Here is a 15,819-nt window from a genome sequence, read left to right as displayed (position 1 = left end):
GAACGCGATTCGGCGAGTCGTTTCAATGAAGCTGAGCTACCAGCGCGTCAGCCCCCTTGTCGATGCCGGTCTTCGCGGCGCCCAATGAGCCGAAGGCTGCCACGAGGTTCATTGCGTTGGGATATTGCTTGGACACATAGGCTTTCAGCAACTGGCCGTTGCTGCTGTCATAGATTTCCACTGCGTAGGAAACCGAACCGCTGAACGCTCCCTGTCCGCCGCGGACCGACTGCACGCCGTTATAGAGATTGCCTGCCAGGTCGAAGTGCATGAACTGCCCAACCAGCGGTTTTGTTTTTTCCGCGCCGGTCAAAGTCAGCTTGATTCGCAGTGTATTGGGGCCCGACTGTTGCGCGATTTGGAAGCGAGTGCCCAGCTTTTCCGCGAACGTCTTTCCCATGTAATCGGCAAGCTCGGTCCGGTCCTCCGCCTTCATGTCACCGAACTGGTTGTCACTGCCCTGATAGACGACGACCGGGTCCACGAGCACTCGCGTGTATCGCGACCAGGCCGCGGGGGCACTGTATTTGTACGGCACCTTGCCGGCGTCGTCGTCGCGGTTTTGCTGCATGTGTGACGACGAGGAAATACCCGTGTAGGGGACCGGCTGCACACCGGCGCATGCCGACAGCGCCAACACGGTGGCCGCAGTGAGAAGAAGCGGGACGACGTTTTTCTTGAGCATTTTGCCTTCCTTGAAAGGGCAGTTCGAGCCTAGGAAACCCTCTGTTCCGGGCGGATTCGACGAGACCGGACAGTAGCATTGCCGTGCTGCTTTGTAAACCGTCTAGACGGATTGTTTTTGTGGAACTGCGACGGTATAATTTCCTGGTCGGCTTCGCGAGCCCCCAACGCCCCGCCGCAATCGTCGCAACGCCACCGATATCGACAATGGACAATCAGACTCGCTCGGAGATCTCCCGCAGAAAAGCAATTGAAGCCGCGCTTACCATCCTGACGCGGGATGGTGTCGGTGGACTGACGTTCGATTCGCTGTCGCGCGAAAGCGGCATCAGCAAGGGCGGGCTCCTGCATCAGTTCCGTACGCGGCACGGCGTGCTGTGCGCGCTGCTCGATTATCAGCGGCAGCAGTTCGAGCAGATCGCTCGTGACTATCTGCAGAAGGAAGGCTCGACCAAGGCTGAACCAATCCTCGCGGCGCGGATCGCGATTTACCGGGAAGCCATCAAGCAGCCGCGTTCCGTGGCGCGGGCCGGTCTCGCCGCGCTGATCGAGAGTCCGGCCCTGGTCGAAGATATGAAGACGTCCGACGAAGCGATCATGCAGGCCGTGCTCGATGGCGCGTCCGACCCGGACCTGTCACTGCTGCGATACTTCGCGGCCAGCGGTATCGCATTTCACGCTTTGATGGGCATGTGGACGTTGAGCGAATCGGCTCGTACGCGGCTCTTCGACAGGCTCCTCGACGAAAAGAGCTGGGAGGTGCCGACGTCGCCCAGGAAACGTCGTTCCGCGCGGTCCTGAAGACACCCGGCCGGCAACGTTCGGCCGAGTTGCCAGTGCGGAATTCAATCCGACGTTTAGCCAATAAACAAACCGTCTGTCCGGATTTTAGTCGCTTTCCAAGCAGAGTGAGTCTGGTGCCTGCAATGAGCTGCCCGTAGTGGGCCGCGTCCGAAGCCGGAATGTCAAAGATGAATGAAGCCAAGCTTGTCGCATGTCACGAATGCGATCTGCTCCAGTGGAGGGCGCAGCTACCGGAACGCGGTACTGCCCGCTGCCGACGCTGCGATGCGGTCCTCTATCGCAGCCTGCCGGCGACGTACGATCGCGCGCTGGCGCTAACCCTGGCAGCCGCGGTTTTGTTTGTGGTCGCGAATTGCTTTTCGATCATCGAGCTGTGGGTCAAGGGCGCATTCGTCGAAACGACCTTGCTCGGGACGGTTGCCTCGCTGTGGGGCGACGGAATGTGGCCTTTGGCAGCTCTCGTCTTTGTGACGACGATCCTCATGCCTTCGTTGAACATCGGGGCAGTGATCTATCTGCTTTTACCGTTGCACATGGGGCGTTCGCCTTACCGTCCCGCGCTCGCTCTTCGGGTGCTCAAGCACGTTGCGCCCTGGGCAATGATCGAAGTACTCATGCTCGCTATGCTGGTCGCGCTCGTCAAGCTCGAGCACTTCGCGACCGTCATTCCCGGTTTTGGGATGTGGGCCTTCGGTTCGGTGATGGTGCTGCTCGCAGCCGCGGGGGTCTCGTTCAATCCGGCCGATAGTTGGGCGTGTATCGTCAGCGTCACGGATAGCAATGCCGAGTCGCTCGTATCGAGGAAGACCGCGACGGCGCCAACCGCGGCTCGCACGGGGCTGTTCATATGTCACGACTGCGGCCTTGTATCGAAGCCTTTCGCTGACTTCCAGGGTGGGATATGTCCACGCTGTGGCGCGGTGTTGCACCTTCGCAAGCCTCACAGTCTCGCCCGCACCTGGGCATTTCTATCGGCCGCGATGGTCCTCTACATCCCGGCTGTACTCCTGCCGGTCATGATTACCAGTACGGTGCTCGGTGCACAATCCGACACGATTCTGAGCGGCGTCGTATTTCTCTGGACCTCCGGGTCGTGGGTGCTTGCCATCGTCGTGTTCATCGCCAGCGTTGTCGTGCCGATGGTCAAAATCCTGTTGCTCACCTATCTCGCCTGGAGCGCTCAGTTGCGGTCTTCCGTCGTCCCGCGAATGCGAGCCCGCATCTACCGGGCGGTGGAATTGGTCGGCCGGTGGTCGATGCTCGATATCTACGTCATCACGATCCTGGTTGCGCTCGTGCAGTTCAACACGCTGGCCACGATCGATGCCGGTCCTGGCGCGATTGCATTTGGGGCGGTGGTCGTGTTGACCATGCTTGCCGCCTTGTCGTTCGATCCCCGGTTTATCTGGGATGCAGTGGAGTGGGAAGGTGAATAACTTGTCGGAACGGAAAGAGAACGAAAACGCGGTCGATTTTCCGACAGCAGTCGCTGCGAAGCGGTCGAGACGCCGTATACAGATTGTGTGGATTGTGCCGCTCGTGGCCATTCTGATTGCGGGCGGCCTGCTCGTGCAGTCGATCATGCAAACGGGGCCGACCATCATGATCCGCTTCGCGACAGCCGACGGCATCGAGGCCGGCAAGACGAAGATCAAATTCAAGAACGTCGACATCGGCGTCGTCAAAAGTCTTGCGCTTTCCGACGATCACAAGACCGTGCTTGCCAGTGCGGAAATGACTCGCAGCGCGGCCAGCATGCTAGTCGACGATACGCGCTTCTGGGTCGTCCGACCGCGTATCGCCGGCGGCACGGTATCGGGCATTAGCACCTTGCTATCCGGTTCCCATATCGGCATGGACATCGGCAGATCGGAAAAGGCTCGGCGCGATTTCGTCGGTCTCGAGTCACCGCCAGTCCTCGCCACTGGCACGCCCGGGCGAGCGTTCGTGCTCAAGAGCAAAAATATCGGCTCGCTCGATATCGGTTCCCCGATCTTCTTCCGGCGGCTGCAGGTGGGGCAGATAGTCTCGTATGCACTCGACCCCGACGGCGCGGGAATGACGGTACAGGTCTTCATCAATGCGCCTTACGACAAATACGTAACGGGCGACACACGTTTCTGGCATGCGAGCGGCGTGGACGTCAAGTTGGACACGACCGGCGTAACGATCGACACGGAGTCCATGGTGTCGATTCTTATCGGCGGCCTTGCGTTCGAGAACCCGCCTGAACCGACCAAGGGCACGAAGGCCGAGGCGCTGCACGAGTACGAGCTTTTCGCCACGCGCGCCGAGGCGATGAAGCCGCATGACACGATCGTGGACAAGTATGTGTTGAACTTCAAGGAGTCGGTGCGCGGGCTGACGGTTGGCGCCCCCGTCGACTTTCGAGGGATCGTCATTGGTGAGGTCACGGCGATCCGTGCGCACTTCGATTCGGCCACCCGGGAGTTCAGCGTTCCCGTCGAAGTGAAAGTTTATCCCGAGCGCCTGATTTCGCGCGATAACTGGCACGGTAGCGCTGGGAGCACATCGGCGGAGGGAAAGCAGTTCGCGGACTACCTCATATCGAGAGGGCTGCGGGCACAGTTGAGGACAGGAAGCCTGCTTACCGGACAACTGTATGTGGCGTTCGACTTCTTTCCGGCTGCCCCTAAGACGACGGTTGACTGGAGTAAGAAGCCGCCGCAATTACCGACGGTGCCGGGTAACCTGCAAGGCCTGCAGGAATCCATCACGAGTCTCGTCACCAAGCTCAATGCGATTCCGTTCGAGGGGCTCAGCACGGACCTGCGCAAGACGCTCGGCCATGCCGACGCGCTGCTGAAAACCATCAATACCGATATCGCCCCCGACGCAAAATCGACGCTCGCCGCGGCCCGAGAGGCGCTGTCGTCGGCGAATCGCACGTTGCAAAGCGACTCTCCCTTGCAGCAGAGCACTGCCGAGACGATGCATGAACTGTCGCGGGCGGCAGTCTCCATCCGCTCGCTGGCGGAATATCTCGAACGTCACCCCGAGGCGCTGATCCGCGGCAAGAGCGAGGACAAACCATGAACCTGTTACGAGTGTTCGCTTTGGCGATTGCTCTGGATGTTTTCGCAGTGGCTTGTACGACGTCCCCGGCCGCACGGTTCTATACGCTGAGTCCAGTCCAACTTGCTGAGCCGCGGCGCGGTGTCAAGCCGATTGCGATTGCGATTGGTCCGGTTACGGTTCCGGATTTGGTCGATCGGCCGCAAATCGTCTCCACCATCGACGCGAACCGCGTATCTATCGACGAGTTCGCTCGCTGGGCCGATCCGCTGAAGAGTCAGATTGGACGCGCGCTGGCCGAGGACCTCATGCAACTGATCCCAGGGTCGGTCGTGTCGGTCTATCCGCAGCGCGCGAGTGGCAGCGGCTACGGGGTGTCCGTTGACGTACAGAGCTTCGATTCACCGATGGGCGGTGGTGAAGTGACACTGGCAGTGATCTGGTCGGTGCGGCCGCCGAGGGGCAGTGCCGTTGATGGACGAAGTGTGGTACGAGAGGCAGTAACAGGGGTGGGCTACGATGCGCTGGTCAACGCACATAGTCGAGCCCTCGCGTCCGTGGCGAAGGATATTGCCGCGGCTACGCAGTCCGCTTTGGCGCAGCGGAACTGATGTGGAGATCGAAACCGGCAAGCAAGTGCAATCGCGGTTGCCTTTACAGCCCGTGTGCGGCCACCAAGTAGCTCATAGACTGTCACGCCGAGCGGCTTTGCCCGAAAAGCTGACGAACTGTCGAAAGCAAAAAAGCATTGGCTTAAAAAGGCATTGGCTTATATTCCGACTCCGCGCTGCCGTTCCCTTTCGTGAAGCAACTCGACAAAGGCACGCACCTTGGCCGTCCGGAACCTCGCAGCCGGAAACACTGCGTGGATGCCGCCCGAAGGCAAGCTCCAGGCAGGCAGGAGGTGGACGAGCCGGCCGGCAGCCAGGTCGTCGGAGACGGCAAAGTCGGGCAATACCGACAGCCCCGCGCCTGCGAGCACGGCCGCGCGTACCGCCAGCGTCGCATCGAGGAAGATCGACGCCTGCATATTGACCGTCTGGCGTTCGAGCTCACCTTTGGAAAAATGCCAGCGCAGGTGTTCCCGCAAGACAGTGTTGGCCACGAATGGCAACCCTTCAATCTCCCGCGGCTGCGTCAGATGCTCTATCTGAGCGCGCATGGCGGACGGTGCGACGAGCAGTTGTCGGAAGGTGCCGATCCTGCGTGCCTGCAAACCGGACTCGGTCAGCCAGCCGACCCGGATCGACAATTCAATGCCTTCGGAAACGATGTCCAGCGACTGATCGCTCAATACCGCATCGACCTTGCATTGTGGATAGCGTCGAGTGAACTCCGCGATGGCGGGGACGACGACGCCAACTCCGTAATCGAAAGGCGCAGTCAGGTGCAGCGTGCCGATCGGCTCTTCGGATGTACCGGCCAACTCATCGAAGGCGTCCTCGGCCTCGCGCAAAATCAATGAGCAACGCTGGTAGAACGATTGCCCCGCCTCAGTCGTCCTGACCGTGCGGGTCGTGCGAACCAGCAGCGAGGTGCGGAACTCGCGCTCCAGCCGCGCGACCTGCTGGCTGACCACTGCCTTGGTAATCCCCAGGCGCTCCGCGGCAGCGGTGAACGAGCCGGTTTCAACTACGGCGGCGAAATACGCCAGACGCCGCAGATTGCTCAGGTCCGCACCTATGCCGGGCTCATGATTGTTAGTCTTAGGCATACGGTATGTCAGTCATGTGTGTATTTTATTTTCAATAGGGTACTCCTAAGATGCATTAACGAACGAGATATTGCTGATGGCGAAGACTCTCTACTATCTTTTCGATCCTCTGTGCGGTTGGTGCTATGGCGCGATGCCGGCCGTAGCTCATTTGCGCGCGACAACGGATGCGGCCGTCGAACTGCTGCCTACTGGCCTGTTTTCGGGCGCGGGCGCACGGCCGATGGACGACGATTTCGCCGCCTACGCCTGGAACAACGATCAGCGCATCGAGCGACTGACCGCCCAGCGTTTTACCCAACGCTACCGCGCCCAAGTGCTGGGCGACCGCCAGCGACTGTTCGATAGTGGCCCTGCCACCGTGGCTCTCACGGCCGTGGCCCTCGCCGAACCGACTCGGGAGCTGGACGGGCTCAAAGCCCTCCAGCAGGCGCGCTACGTGGACGGGCAGGATTTGACGTCGCTGGAGATGCTGGCCGCGCTCCTGCGCTCACTGAAACTCGATGCCGCCGCTGACCGACTTGCCGCGCCTGACGTGGCGCTGCTGGACGCTGTGCGCGCCCGCATCGGCCGCGCCCGTGTACTGATGCGGGGGCTCGGCGCGCGCGGCGTGCCCGCCTTCGTCCTCGAGGCGGATGGGCAGCGTCGGCTCCTGCAAACCTCGACGATCTACACCGACCCGCAGGCACTGGCCAAACAACTTGAAACGGCCTGACCCCGCTCCCTTGTACACCGCACCTTGTATGGAAAGATGATGATGAGCCGCCGAGACGTTATCAAAACTATTGCCGCCGCTGGCATCGCAACGACCGGCGCCGCTTGGGCTCAGGGTTCCTCGCTGGCATGGCAGCACTTCCCGGCCGGCGAACACGGCTTCTTTCGCGCGCCGGTGCTGCTGTCCGCGCAGCGCGAGGCTATCCTGATCGACGGTGGCTTCACCCTGTCCGACGGTCGCGCGCTGGCCGAGGCGATCCGCGCCACCGGCAAGAAACTGACGGCAATCTACATCAGCCAGAGTGACCCGGACTACTATTTCAGCCTTGGCCCCGTCAAGGCAGCTTTCCCTGATGCCCGCGTTATCGCAGCCTCCGCAACGCTTACAGCCATCCAGGGCAACATCGAGAAGAAGTTGGCCACTTGGGGGCCACAGCTGAAGGGCAACGGCCCGCAGACCCTCGCTGACGTAGTACTGCCCACTGCGTTCGACGGTGCATCGCTCGAGCTCGAAGGCCACGCCATCCAGATCGTGGATGCAGAAGGTCTAGCCAATCGCCGCTATCTGTGGGTGCCGGATCTCGGCGCGGTGTTCGGCGGCGTACTGGTGTTCTCCGGCTTGCATGTCTGGACGGCCGACACACCGAGCGCTGAGGCACGTGCGGCGTGGATTAAAACCCTCGGCGTGATCGCAGCGCGCCAGCCCGAGGTGCTGGTGCCTGGCCACATGGCACTGGATGCTCCCACGGGCCTGGAAGCCGTGCGCTACACGCATGACTACCTGCTAGCCTTCGAGGAAGAGCTCTCCGCGGCGGCCGACAGCGCCGCGTTGATCTCCGCCATGACCCGCCGCTATCCGAACGCCGGCATGGGCGTCGCGCTGCAAATCGGCGCCAAGGTCGCCAAGGGCGAGATGAAGTGGGGGTAAGCGATGAGCGTCAACCTGGAGATCATTGGGGCTACCTAACAAACACCAGGAGCACCCGGTGGTCCAATGGTCTGGGCGAGGTTGCGCTTGGCACGGGCGAAGCTGGCGACGCTCAAGGCGGCCTATCTGTACGGCTTGCGCCAGACGCTTGCGAGCCAGGGCTGCTGCTCACGCGGTAGGCCAGCGGGCCGGTAATAGTGCTCGAGTTCGACGAAGCCCGCGTCCGCCATATATCGGCGCCACGCTTCGAGATCATGGTAAGCGCCGTAACGGCCGAGGCTCCAGCCCTCTTGATTCGCGCCTCGTGGGTTCGAGCTGAATAGCACACCCCCGGGCTTCAGCGTCGAGTACAACTGCCGAAGTACGCGCGGCAAGTCCTGACTCGGTACATGAAACAAGGCGGCGTTAGCGAAAATGCCGTCAAATTGTGCGTGCGGTAAGTCGAGGCGCAGAAAATCCTGCTGCCACACGTCGCAGCCGGTCTCGGCGCGCGCCATTGCAACGAAGCGCTCGGCCCCATCGAGCCCGACCGCGCGATGGCCCAGCGCGCTGAAGACTTTGAGATCCCGCCCCGGCCCGCAGCCAAAATCTAGAATCGCAAAAGGCGGCTCGGCATCGATGTGGCGCAGCAACGCCGCAATGTTCTGCGAGACATCGTGGTCGCGCGTGCCTTCAAGGAACTGTTCCGCATGCGCGTTGTAGTGCTGCAACGTGATGACGCTGATGTCTTCGAGTTCGCGCGGGTTGAGTTTCACGGAAATGGATCTCCAGCGCAAAAAGGGGCAAGCAAAATCTTGCGGTCCTCCTCGGCCAAGTATCATCAGCAGCATACTGTACTCCTAGTGGGATAGCCGCTTTCTCTTGGCTCACTTTCTCTAGCGCCGATCCTTCGCATCACCCGCCGCGAGCCCTTCGAGCAATGGCCGTAGCGCATCGAGCTCGGAGCCGAAGCCGCTCCAGTCTCCGGCTTTGAGCCGTTCGATGGCGCGGTTGTAGTGCGAGAGTGCCGCACGGGCGCGCGCGTCCGCGGTACCCTCGTGCGGTATCGCCATCGGAGCGGCTTCCTTGAAGAGCGCCGCCAACGCTGCACTCAATGTCTCCTCCATGACGACACGATCGCCGTAAGCAGCAATGACGCGCTTCAGCTCGGGAAGTTGCCCCGCGGTTGAACGCAAGTAAAGCGGCGAGACATAGAGGATCGCATTTCCGATCGGCACCACCACGAGATGTCCGCGGATCACACGCGAGCCCATCTGATTCCACAGCGAGATTTGCTGCGAGATCTCTGTGTCTTGTTGAATGCGTGCTTCGATCTGGAACGGCCCATAGATGAGCTTTTCCTTGGGAAAGGTGTAGGCGATGAGCTTGCCATATTCGGCTGAATCGCATCGCGCGGCCAACCACGCAATCATGTTCTCCCGTTGGCTCGGCACCATTGGCAGCATCAGCACGAACTCGGGTTCGCGTCGTCCTGGCAGCCGCATGATCGTGTAGTAGGGCGCCATCGTGGTGCCCTGCGCGCTCGCTTCATCGATACTTGCCGGCACTCGCGGGAAGTTCCAAAGATCCTCGCGGTTGTAGAACACTTCCGGCGAGTTCATGTGGTATGCGCCGTAGCGTTGCGCTTGGATCAGGAAGAGGTCTTCTGGATAGCGGATGTGTCGTTGTAGGTCCAGCGGCATTGCCGACAGAGGCTTGAACGAAGTCGGAAATATCCGCACGTAGGTGCGCACGATCGGATCAGTCGGATCGCTGACATACAAGTTGACGGTGCCGTCATAGGCGTCGATCACGATCTTGACCGCATTTCGGATGTAGTTGATGCCGTGGTCGGTACTCGCTTTCGAATAGGGGAACCAGCGGCTGGTGGTATATGCATCTTGTATCCACAGCAGTCGCCCATGACTCACTGCCATATAGGGATCGTGATCGAGCGCGAGAAACGGGGCGATCTTGCTCACTCTTTCTTGAATGTTGCGATAGAGCAGGATGCGGCTCGCGTGGGTGATGTAGCTGGTGAGCAGAATGTTGAGGTCGGCGAATCGCCAGGCGAAGAGAGCGCGTCGCGCGATGTTGCCGACCGCAACACCATCGCGGCCGTTATACGTCGTATAGGCATTTTCCATTCCCTTCGGATAGTCGAATTCGGGCACGCTGCCTTTGACGATGACATAGCCGGCCTCGCCTTCACCGAAATAGATCCGAGGCTCGTCGATGGAGGGACCCCCGTTTGCCACGGGCGGAATATCCCGCAAATAAAACGACGGCAAGCCTTCCTTTGATTTTTCGGTGACGGGCGACATCACGACCCCATTGCCGTGGGTGAACAGCAGATGCTGGTTCACCCAGGTCTGGGCATTCGCGGGAAGCAGTGCGGGCTCCAATTCGCGCGCTGACAGCATGACTTGTCGATAGCCGGTGTTGAGTTGATAGCGATCGATGTCCACCGAGAGAAATTTGTAGTAAGTCCTGATCTCCTGCAATTGCGCATAGGTGTCCATGAGCGGTCGCACATCCCAAAGGCGGATGTTGTCGATGGTCGCGCGATTGGCCGCAAGCGTTGCGGGATCCAGGTCCTCTTCGGCCGGAAACTGTGTGACCTCGATTTTGTCGAGGCCGTAGGCCGCTCGCGTCAACGCGAGGCTGTGCTCGATATACGGCGTCTCGCGCTGCAGTTCGCTTGGCTTCACGTAGAGGCTCTCGAAAAGCGCCGGATAGATGAACAAAAGCAGGAACGAGCCGCCGAAGACCGCAAGTAGAGAAATGGCGGGCACACGGTGGGTGCGCCAGCGCATGTTTGCCAGTGAGGCGACGGATGCCAAGGCAGCGACGGCGGAAAGCACCCACAGGACAGGCAACCTGACATGGACATCGGCGTAAGCGGCACCGGAAAGCACGCCGTTTTCGGCGTAAAGCAATAGAAAGCGATCGAGCCAGTAGGACCAGGCCTTCAACGCGAAGAAGAGACCAAAGAGCACGGAGCCGTGCCCCATTGCAGCGGGGGAGAACGCAATTGGCGCCGGTTCGAAGGTGATGTCGCCATGTGCGATGTAAAGCGTGCCAGCGATGAGCGTGCATCCGAGTGTCAGCAATAGGAGCCAGTTCTTGACTGCAAGGTACGCCGGCAGGGAGAAGAGATAAAAACCGATGTCGTGGCCAAAGATTGGATCGCGCTTGCCGACGGGGACTTGATGGAGATAGCGAAGTGCGATATCCCAGTTGGACACCTCGATAGCGGCGATGAGCGATCCAAGCACCACGGCGCCGCCGAGGAGGGCCAAGCGCCAAGGGGTGCGCGAGGCGATTAGATCGACGACATCGGAGAACGGTTGCGCCTCATCGCGCGGATAGATCTTCGCCGGATGCGGGTCGCGGGAGGCCGCAGCATAGTGGAGCGCCAATTTTCCCGATATCCAAAGCGCGGCGGTCGTTGCGGCAAAGGCTGCGACGAAGAGCAGTACCTTGGCGTCGACGATCGTCCAGAAGACGTCGACATAGCCGATCGATGAAAACCAGAGCCAGTCGACCAGCACGCTAACCAGGCGTCCGGCGATGATGAGGACGCCTATGATGACCGCAATCGTGATCGCATTAAGTCTTAAGCTCACGAACGTCGCTCGCGAACGCATCGACCATGCTCCTTTACCGAAGCGCGGCGTTGGTCGGCCGCGATGGGACTATTGTGCACCCTTGGGACGGCCCGGGAGTGGAGCGGCCACCGCCGGTATCGCGCTCGGGCCTCAGCTGCTTGCGCCGATTACCTCGTGGTCGTGGGACAAGGGCCTCGCGGTTTCCGGGCCCAAAAGCCCTGTGGCCCCGATCATCAGTATGCGCATCGCCGCCTCCTATACTCGAACGTACTCGGCCGAGGATGATGGGTGAATTTGGAGCACGGCTTCGCCCCACGCAATGCTCGCGCGAACATACCCGGATGCGCGGGGGCGGCCTGCAAAGACGGGTAGCCGTATCGCAAACAAGGAGGAAGAGAACGATGGCGGAATTCAGTTTGACCACCTTGTGGTGCATCGAGGCGCCGGTGCAGCCGGTGTGAACGTGGTTTGCTGGCGGACACGGATGACCGGCGATTGCTCGATCCTGCCGCACTGAGGGACGAGTGGGCTATCAACTATTCGCTTCGCCTGCTGCCCAAGCTCAACGTACAACGGTTCGCAGTGGGCGATCCATCGTGGCGGCAGCAAGCGGAACTTCCTGCGGGGCAAGCATGGTGGAGCGGGGAAGTGGCGTACGAGGGAACCTCGCAACGCGGCGGCGGCGTTGATTCACGACCAATTGGAGCAGGGCGAATGACGGCGATACATCTAAAGAGGCCGCTGCCGGGCCGGAGTGCTGTTCCCGATGTACGGTATCAATGGACAAGGCCGCCGTCCCAAACATGACTTTGGGCTAGGTTGTGAGCGTCAGCCGCGCCGAGCCGCTTCAATCGCAGCTATGTCGATCTTCCCCATGCCCATCATGGATTCGAACGCGCGCTTGGCCGCGGCTCGATCAGGATCGGCGATAGCGGTCATCAGGGCGCGTGGAGTGATCTGCCACGACAACCCCCACTTGTCCTTGCACCAGCCACATGCGCTTTCCTGGCCGCCGTTTCCGACAATCGCGTTCCATAAGCGGTCCGTTTCGGCTTGGTTATCGGTCGCAACCTGGAACGAGAAGGCCTCGTTGTGCTTGAATGCCGGGCCTCCGTTCAGGCCGAGACAAGGGATGCCCATCACCGTAAACTCTACCGTCAAGACATCGCCCAGCTTGCCCGCGGGATAGTCGCTAGGCGCGCGATGGACAGCTCCCACCGCGCTGTCCGGGAACGTCTCGGCGTAGAACTTCGCGGCGTCCAACGCGGTGCCGTCGTACCAAAGACAAATCGTGTTCTTGCTGACCATCTTGGTTCTCCTGACTTTGGACAGATACATGCATTAAAGCCGCGTACGCACTCGATATCTCGGAGCAGACCGAGGTCTAGCGCGGGCATACTGGCCGCATGAAACGACGCGGCATCCGAGTTGATGCGGCTGCCTTCTGATTTGAGCGCCCGTGACGCGAGAGGTAGAGCAGCGAAAGAGCAATGCAGCCGAGGAGCACAAGGTACTTAAGCATAAACCCACATGGCAGTGACCGTGCGCTCTCGGTTCCGGCAAATATCCGGACAAAAAATTGCGGAGCAAAAAAGCGAAGGCACGGGACGCCCCTTTGACGTTTGGCACCGGGAAGATGAGATCCATCTCAGCGACGGCAAGGCAAGGCAGCTGCCGACGTGCGAGCGCGTGCCGACTAATCTGCCGAGTGATGTTGCAGTTTGCCTACGATGCACCGACCGGCGCGTCATTACTGTAGGATACAAATCCTAGAACGATAGTTGCTGCTATCCGAGACTTTGTATCAATGCCAGTGCCCCGGACACAACGCGAGATCGCCCGCGCCTTGCTGGAGGCGCAGGGGATCGTGCGTCTTTCTGAATTTCGGGATGCCGGTATAACTGCAGCGACAGTGAGCCGCATGGAGCGAGCCGGGGAAGTGCTCCGCCTTGATCGCGGACTTTATCAGCTGCCGGACGCTGCGCTCGATGCAAATCATACGTTGGCGGAGGTCGCGAAGCGGCTACCAAAAGGGGTGGTTTGCCTGGTGTCTGCGCTTGCATATCACGGGCTCACCGACCGTCTTCCGAGCAAGGTATGGATGGCGATCGGTGTGAAAGACTGGGCGCCCACGGCTGGGGACACGCCTCTGCGCATCGTGCGCTTCACTGAAAGCCTTCTTACTCAGGGGGTGGAGATCCACGTAGTCGAAGGCGTCCCCGTTAAGGTATTCGGCGTTGCCAAGACCATCGCGGACTGCTTCCGACACCGGAACAAAATCGGCATTCCGGTGGCGATCGAAGGGCTGCAGGAGGCACTTCATCAACGCAAGGCAACTCCCGGTGCAATCGCTCGCGAGGCGGAGCGTGGGGGCGTCGCTACGGTGATTCGGCCATATCTGGAGGCACTGACCGCCAATGGCTAAGGAGCTCAGGAATATTGCGGCGTCGGTCCGCGCGAGATTGCTGCAGTTTTCGAAGGCGAACCGCCAGAGCGTACTCATTAATGTACTCAACGGCGAGACGCTGGAATTTTCGTCGCATTGTTGCGAAAGCGCCACATTCAGGCGATCGGGCTACGTCGGCGCGGCAGGTTATAACTATTTGCCAAAAGGGCCGACAACCCGAGCACAAGAGCAATCATTCCTCACCGTAATGCTCGACACTGCGGTGCCCATCGCCTACCCGGGCAAGGTCATCCTGCAATCGGGCAATACCCGTCCGCACGTCGCCCTCGCCTCCGAACAGCAGCCGTTCGAGGTGGTTGCCGAGCACCTCGGTGAGGTCGTGATAGCGCCGGCTCGGCGCGGAGGGAAACGACGAAACCAGTCTTGTCCCGGCGAGTTCATCCATTACCGCAATGACGCGGTTGCGCTGCAGGACGTAACGGTCTTCGGCAACGGAATGGCGTGCGTTTCCGGCGGCGCCGTGCAGCACGAAGTACTTCATCAGTTCGGGAGAGGTCAGTGTCTCGATCGCCTGCCACGCACGCTCGGTAGCGCTTGCTCCGTTTCGCGATGGGATTGCGAGCAGCGCGCCGCCAAGCGGCGATATCGGCGTCATGTCGCGCGTGATCGTCGGATGGAACAGCAGCCCGATACGGCCGCCTTTCTGCAATAGCGTGTGACTGTCGAGGAAACCGTAGCGATTCGACCAGTGGTAGCACATCGCTGCCTTGCCGCCTCCGAACATCTTTGCATTGCGCGTCCAGTCCATGCTGCGCAGATTGTGCGGTGACCAAGGAATCAGCGCGCGCAGATACTCGATTACGTTTCGTCCGCTTTCATTGTCGACGAGTAGCACGCCTCGTTCGTCGTACGTCATCTGTCCTTGCGCGCCGAGAATCTGCAGGAACGATTCGGCAAGTGGTAGCCCCGGCGCTGCATTCCACGTGATGCCCGCGCGTTCAAGGCTTGGGCGTTGCAGACGGCTCGCGCAGCGGATCACGTCGTCGAAGGTCCTCGGCGGGTCGAGTCCTTCCGCTTCAAAAAGATCGCGGCGATACCAGAGAAAATTGAGCGTTGGCTGCAGTGGAATCGCATAAAGCTGCCCGTCGACCCAGCCCGCCTGCCAGACGGCATCGTAGAAATCGGCCCCAGAAAAGCTCCCGCCTGCCTGCAACGGTTGCAGTTCGCACAGACGGCCGTCTCCGCAAAGTTCCGCGAGCCACGGAAACGGAATCGCGACTAGCACGGGCGCGTTGGCGCCCAGTTGGCTCCTGTCGTCGAGCGTGAGATCGAGTGTTCGGCGATACGCGTGCTGCGGCCAGGTGAGCACCCGCAGGCGATGGCCGAGAAAACGCTCGATGTCCGGACGGTTGCGCTTGAGGATGTCGAATACCGGGTCCTCGTACGCGACGAGCGTCATCTCTATCGTGTCGTCAAAACCCTCGGCGGCGGCACGCGGCCAGGCGATTTCCGAGGCAGGCGCGAGTGTCTCGGCATCGAAGCGATCGAACGATGATGTATCGCTTGCGCTGATGATAAGCCGCACGGTTTGCTCGGTGATCCGGTCGAAACGGGCCAGCAGCGCCGTCGAGGGCGTGATGCAGGTGCGATTGCCGCTTCCCGGCAGCGCGCGAAATTGCAGCCATCCTTTCGCCTTTAGCGCGAACACGATCCGGCGTGCACTCGTGCGTGCCAACCCGGACCGATCGGCGAGCGCTGTGATGGTCGTGTCCTTGCCGTCCAGGTGGTTCTGAAGGAGCGCCGCGAGGACCGGCCATAGCGTAGAAGCGTCCGCGCCGAGTTCGGCGCGCAGCAGGCCAGCCAGCGTATTCACGACAGCGAGCGTCGCACGACGGTCACGTGCATGCATTTGGAGTTCCCTTTCCGATCGCCGTCAGTGTAG

At 60.7% G+C, this 15,819-nt stretch carries 14 protein-coding genes; 8 read left to right on the top strand and 6 right to left on the bottom strand.

Features of this window, described 5'->3' with window-relative positions; all coding sequences use genetic code 11:
* Window positions 1-22 precede the first annotated feature (22 nt).
* Window positions 23-685, bottom strand: a complete 663-nt coding sequence (locus AB4Y31_RS15930; protein ID WP_368674740.1) for a DUF3313 domain-containing protein — start codon at window positions 683-685, stop codon at window positions 23-25.
* A gap of 206 nt (window positions 686-891) precedes the next feature.
* Here AB4Y31_RS15930 and AB4Y31_RS15925 point away from each other — a divergent pair, with 206 nt between their 5' ends.
* From AB4Y31_RS15925 to AB4Y31_RS15910, 4 genes are all read left to right on the top strand, one after another.
* Window positions 892-1,485, top strand: coding sequence for a TetR/AcrR family transcriptional regulator (locus AB4Y31_RS15925; protein ID WP_368674739.1), 594 nt, complete (start codon window positions 892-894; stop codon window positions 1,483-1,485).
* 170 nt (window positions 1,486-1,655) lie between these two features.
* Window positions 1,656-2,924, top strand: a complete 1,269-nt coding sequence (locus AB4Y31_RS15920; protein ID WP_368674738.1) for a paraquat-inducible protein A — start codon at window positions 1,656-1,658, stop codon at window positions 2,922-2,924.
* Window positions 2,899-4,545, top strand: coding sequence for an intermembrane transport protein PqiB (locus AB4Y31_RS15915; RefSeq protein WP_368674737.1), 1,647 nt, complete (start codon window positions 2,899-2,901; stop codon window positions 4,543-4,545). Before AB4Y31_RS15920 ends, AB4Y31_RS15915 begins: the two co-directional genes overlap by 26 nt.
* Entirely contained in the window at window positions 4,542-5,135 is a 594-nt protein-coding gene (locus AB4Y31_RS15910; RefSeq protein WP_368674736.1) for a membrane integrity-associated transporter subunit PqiC, read from the top strand. The genes AB4Y31_RS15915 and AB4Y31_RS15910 overlap by 4 nt, the downstream gene beginning before the upstream one ends.
* A 158-nt stretch (window positions 5,136-5,293) precedes the next feature.
* On the opposite strand, the gene AB4Y31_RS15905 is transcribed toward AB4Y31_RS15910, so the two are convergent.
* Entirely contained in the window at window positions 5,294-6,238 is a 945-nt protein-coding gene (locus tag AB4Y31_RS15905; RefSeq protein WP_368674735.1) for a LysR substrate-binding domain-containing protein, read from the bottom strand.
* A gap of 76 nt (window positions 6,239-6,314) precedes the next feature.
* On the opposite strand from AB4Y31_RS15905, the gene AB4Y31_RS15900 reads away from it, so the two are divergent.
* Together AB4Y31_RS15900 and AB4Y31_RS15895 are read left to right on the top strand one after the other, a co-directional pair.
* Complete coding sequence (locus AB4Y31_RS15900; RefSeq protein ID WP_368674734.1) at window positions 6,315-6,953, top strand: DsbA family protein; 639 nt, start codon at window positions 6,315-6,317, stop codon at window positions 6,951-6,953.
* 39 nt (window positions 6,954-6,992) lie between these two features.
* The gene (locus AB4Y31_RS15895) at window positions 6,993-7,880 is read left to right on the top strand and encodes an MBL fold metallo-hydrolase (RefSeq protein ID WP_368675304.1); all 888 of its coding nucleotides are present in this window, start codon (window positions 6,993-6,995) and stop codon (window positions 7,878-7,880) included.
* Window positions 7,881-8,002: 122 nt separating this feature from the next.
* On the opposite strand, the gene AB4Y31_RS15890 is transcribed toward AB4Y31_RS15895, so the two are convergent.
* Complete coding sequence (locus tag AB4Y31_RS15890; RefSeq protein WP_026229273.1) at window positions 8,003-8,635, bottom strand: bifunctional 2-polyprenyl-6-hydroxyphenol methylase/3-demethylubiquinol 3-O-methyltransferase UbiG; 633 nt, start codon at window positions 8,633-8,635, stop codon at window positions 8,003-8,005.
* A gap of 120 nt (window positions 8,636-8,755) precedes the next feature.
* The gene (locus AB4Y31_RS15885) at window positions 8,756-11,509 is read right to left on the bottom strand and encodes a UPF0182 family protein (RefSeq protein ID WP_368674733.1); all 2,754 of its coding nucleotides are present in this window, start codon (window positions 11,507-11,509) and stop codon (window positions 8,756-8,758) included.
* A 429-nt stretch (window positions 11,510-11,938) separates the two neighbouring features.
* Between AB4Y31_RS15885 and AB4Y31_RS15880 the strand changes: the two genes are divergently transcribed.
* Window positions 11,939-12,277 carry a type IV toxin-antitoxin system AbiEi family antitoxin gene (locus tag AB4Y31_RS15880; RefSeq protein WP_368674732.1) on the top strand — a complete coding sequence of 113 codons (339 nt, stop codon included), beginning with the start codon at window positions 11,939-11,941 and terminating at the stop codon, window positions 12,275-12,277.
* Window positions 12,278-12,298: 21 nt separating this feature from the next.
* On the opposite strand, the gene AB4Y31_RS15875 is transcribed toward AB4Y31_RS15880, so the two are convergent.
* The gene (locus AB4Y31_RS15875) at window positions 12,299-12,778 is read right to left on the bottom strand and encodes a VOC family protein (protein WP_368674731.1); all 480 of its coding nucleotides are present in this window, start codon (window positions 12,776-12,778) and stop codon (window positions 12,299-12,301) included.
* Window positions 12,779-13,277: 499 nt separating this feature from the next.
* On the opposite strand from AB4Y31_RS15875, the gene AB4Y31_RS15870 reads away from it, so the two are divergent.
* The gene (locus tag AB4Y31_RS15870) at window positions 13,278-13,895 is read left to right on the top strand and encodes a type IV toxin-antitoxin system AbiEi family antitoxin domain-containing protein (protein WP_368674730.1); all 618 of its coding nucleotides are present in this window, start codon (window positions 13,278-13,280) and stop codon (window positions 13,893-13,895) included.
* Window positions 13,896-14,109: 214 nt separating this feature from the next.
* Here AB4Y31_RS15870 and AB4Y31_RS15865 read toward each other — a convergent pair whose 3' ends face one another.
* Entirely contained in the window at window positions 14,110-15,786 is a 1,677-nt protein-coding gene (locus AB4Y31_RS15865) for an ABC transporter substrate-binding protein (protein WP_368674729.1), read from the bottom strand.
* Window positions 15,787-15,819: the final 33 nt, after the last annotated feature.

This window comes from Trinickia sp. EG282A, from assembly GCF_040965455.1.
In the GTDB taxonomy this organism is placed as follows: domain Bacteria; phylum Pseudomonadota; class Gammaproteobacteria; order Burkholderiales; family Burkholderiaceae; genus Trinickia; species Trinickia symbiotica.
The sequence above is the reverse complement of the archived record's forward strand: the minus strand, read 5'-3'. Positions and strand labels throughout refer to the sequence as shown.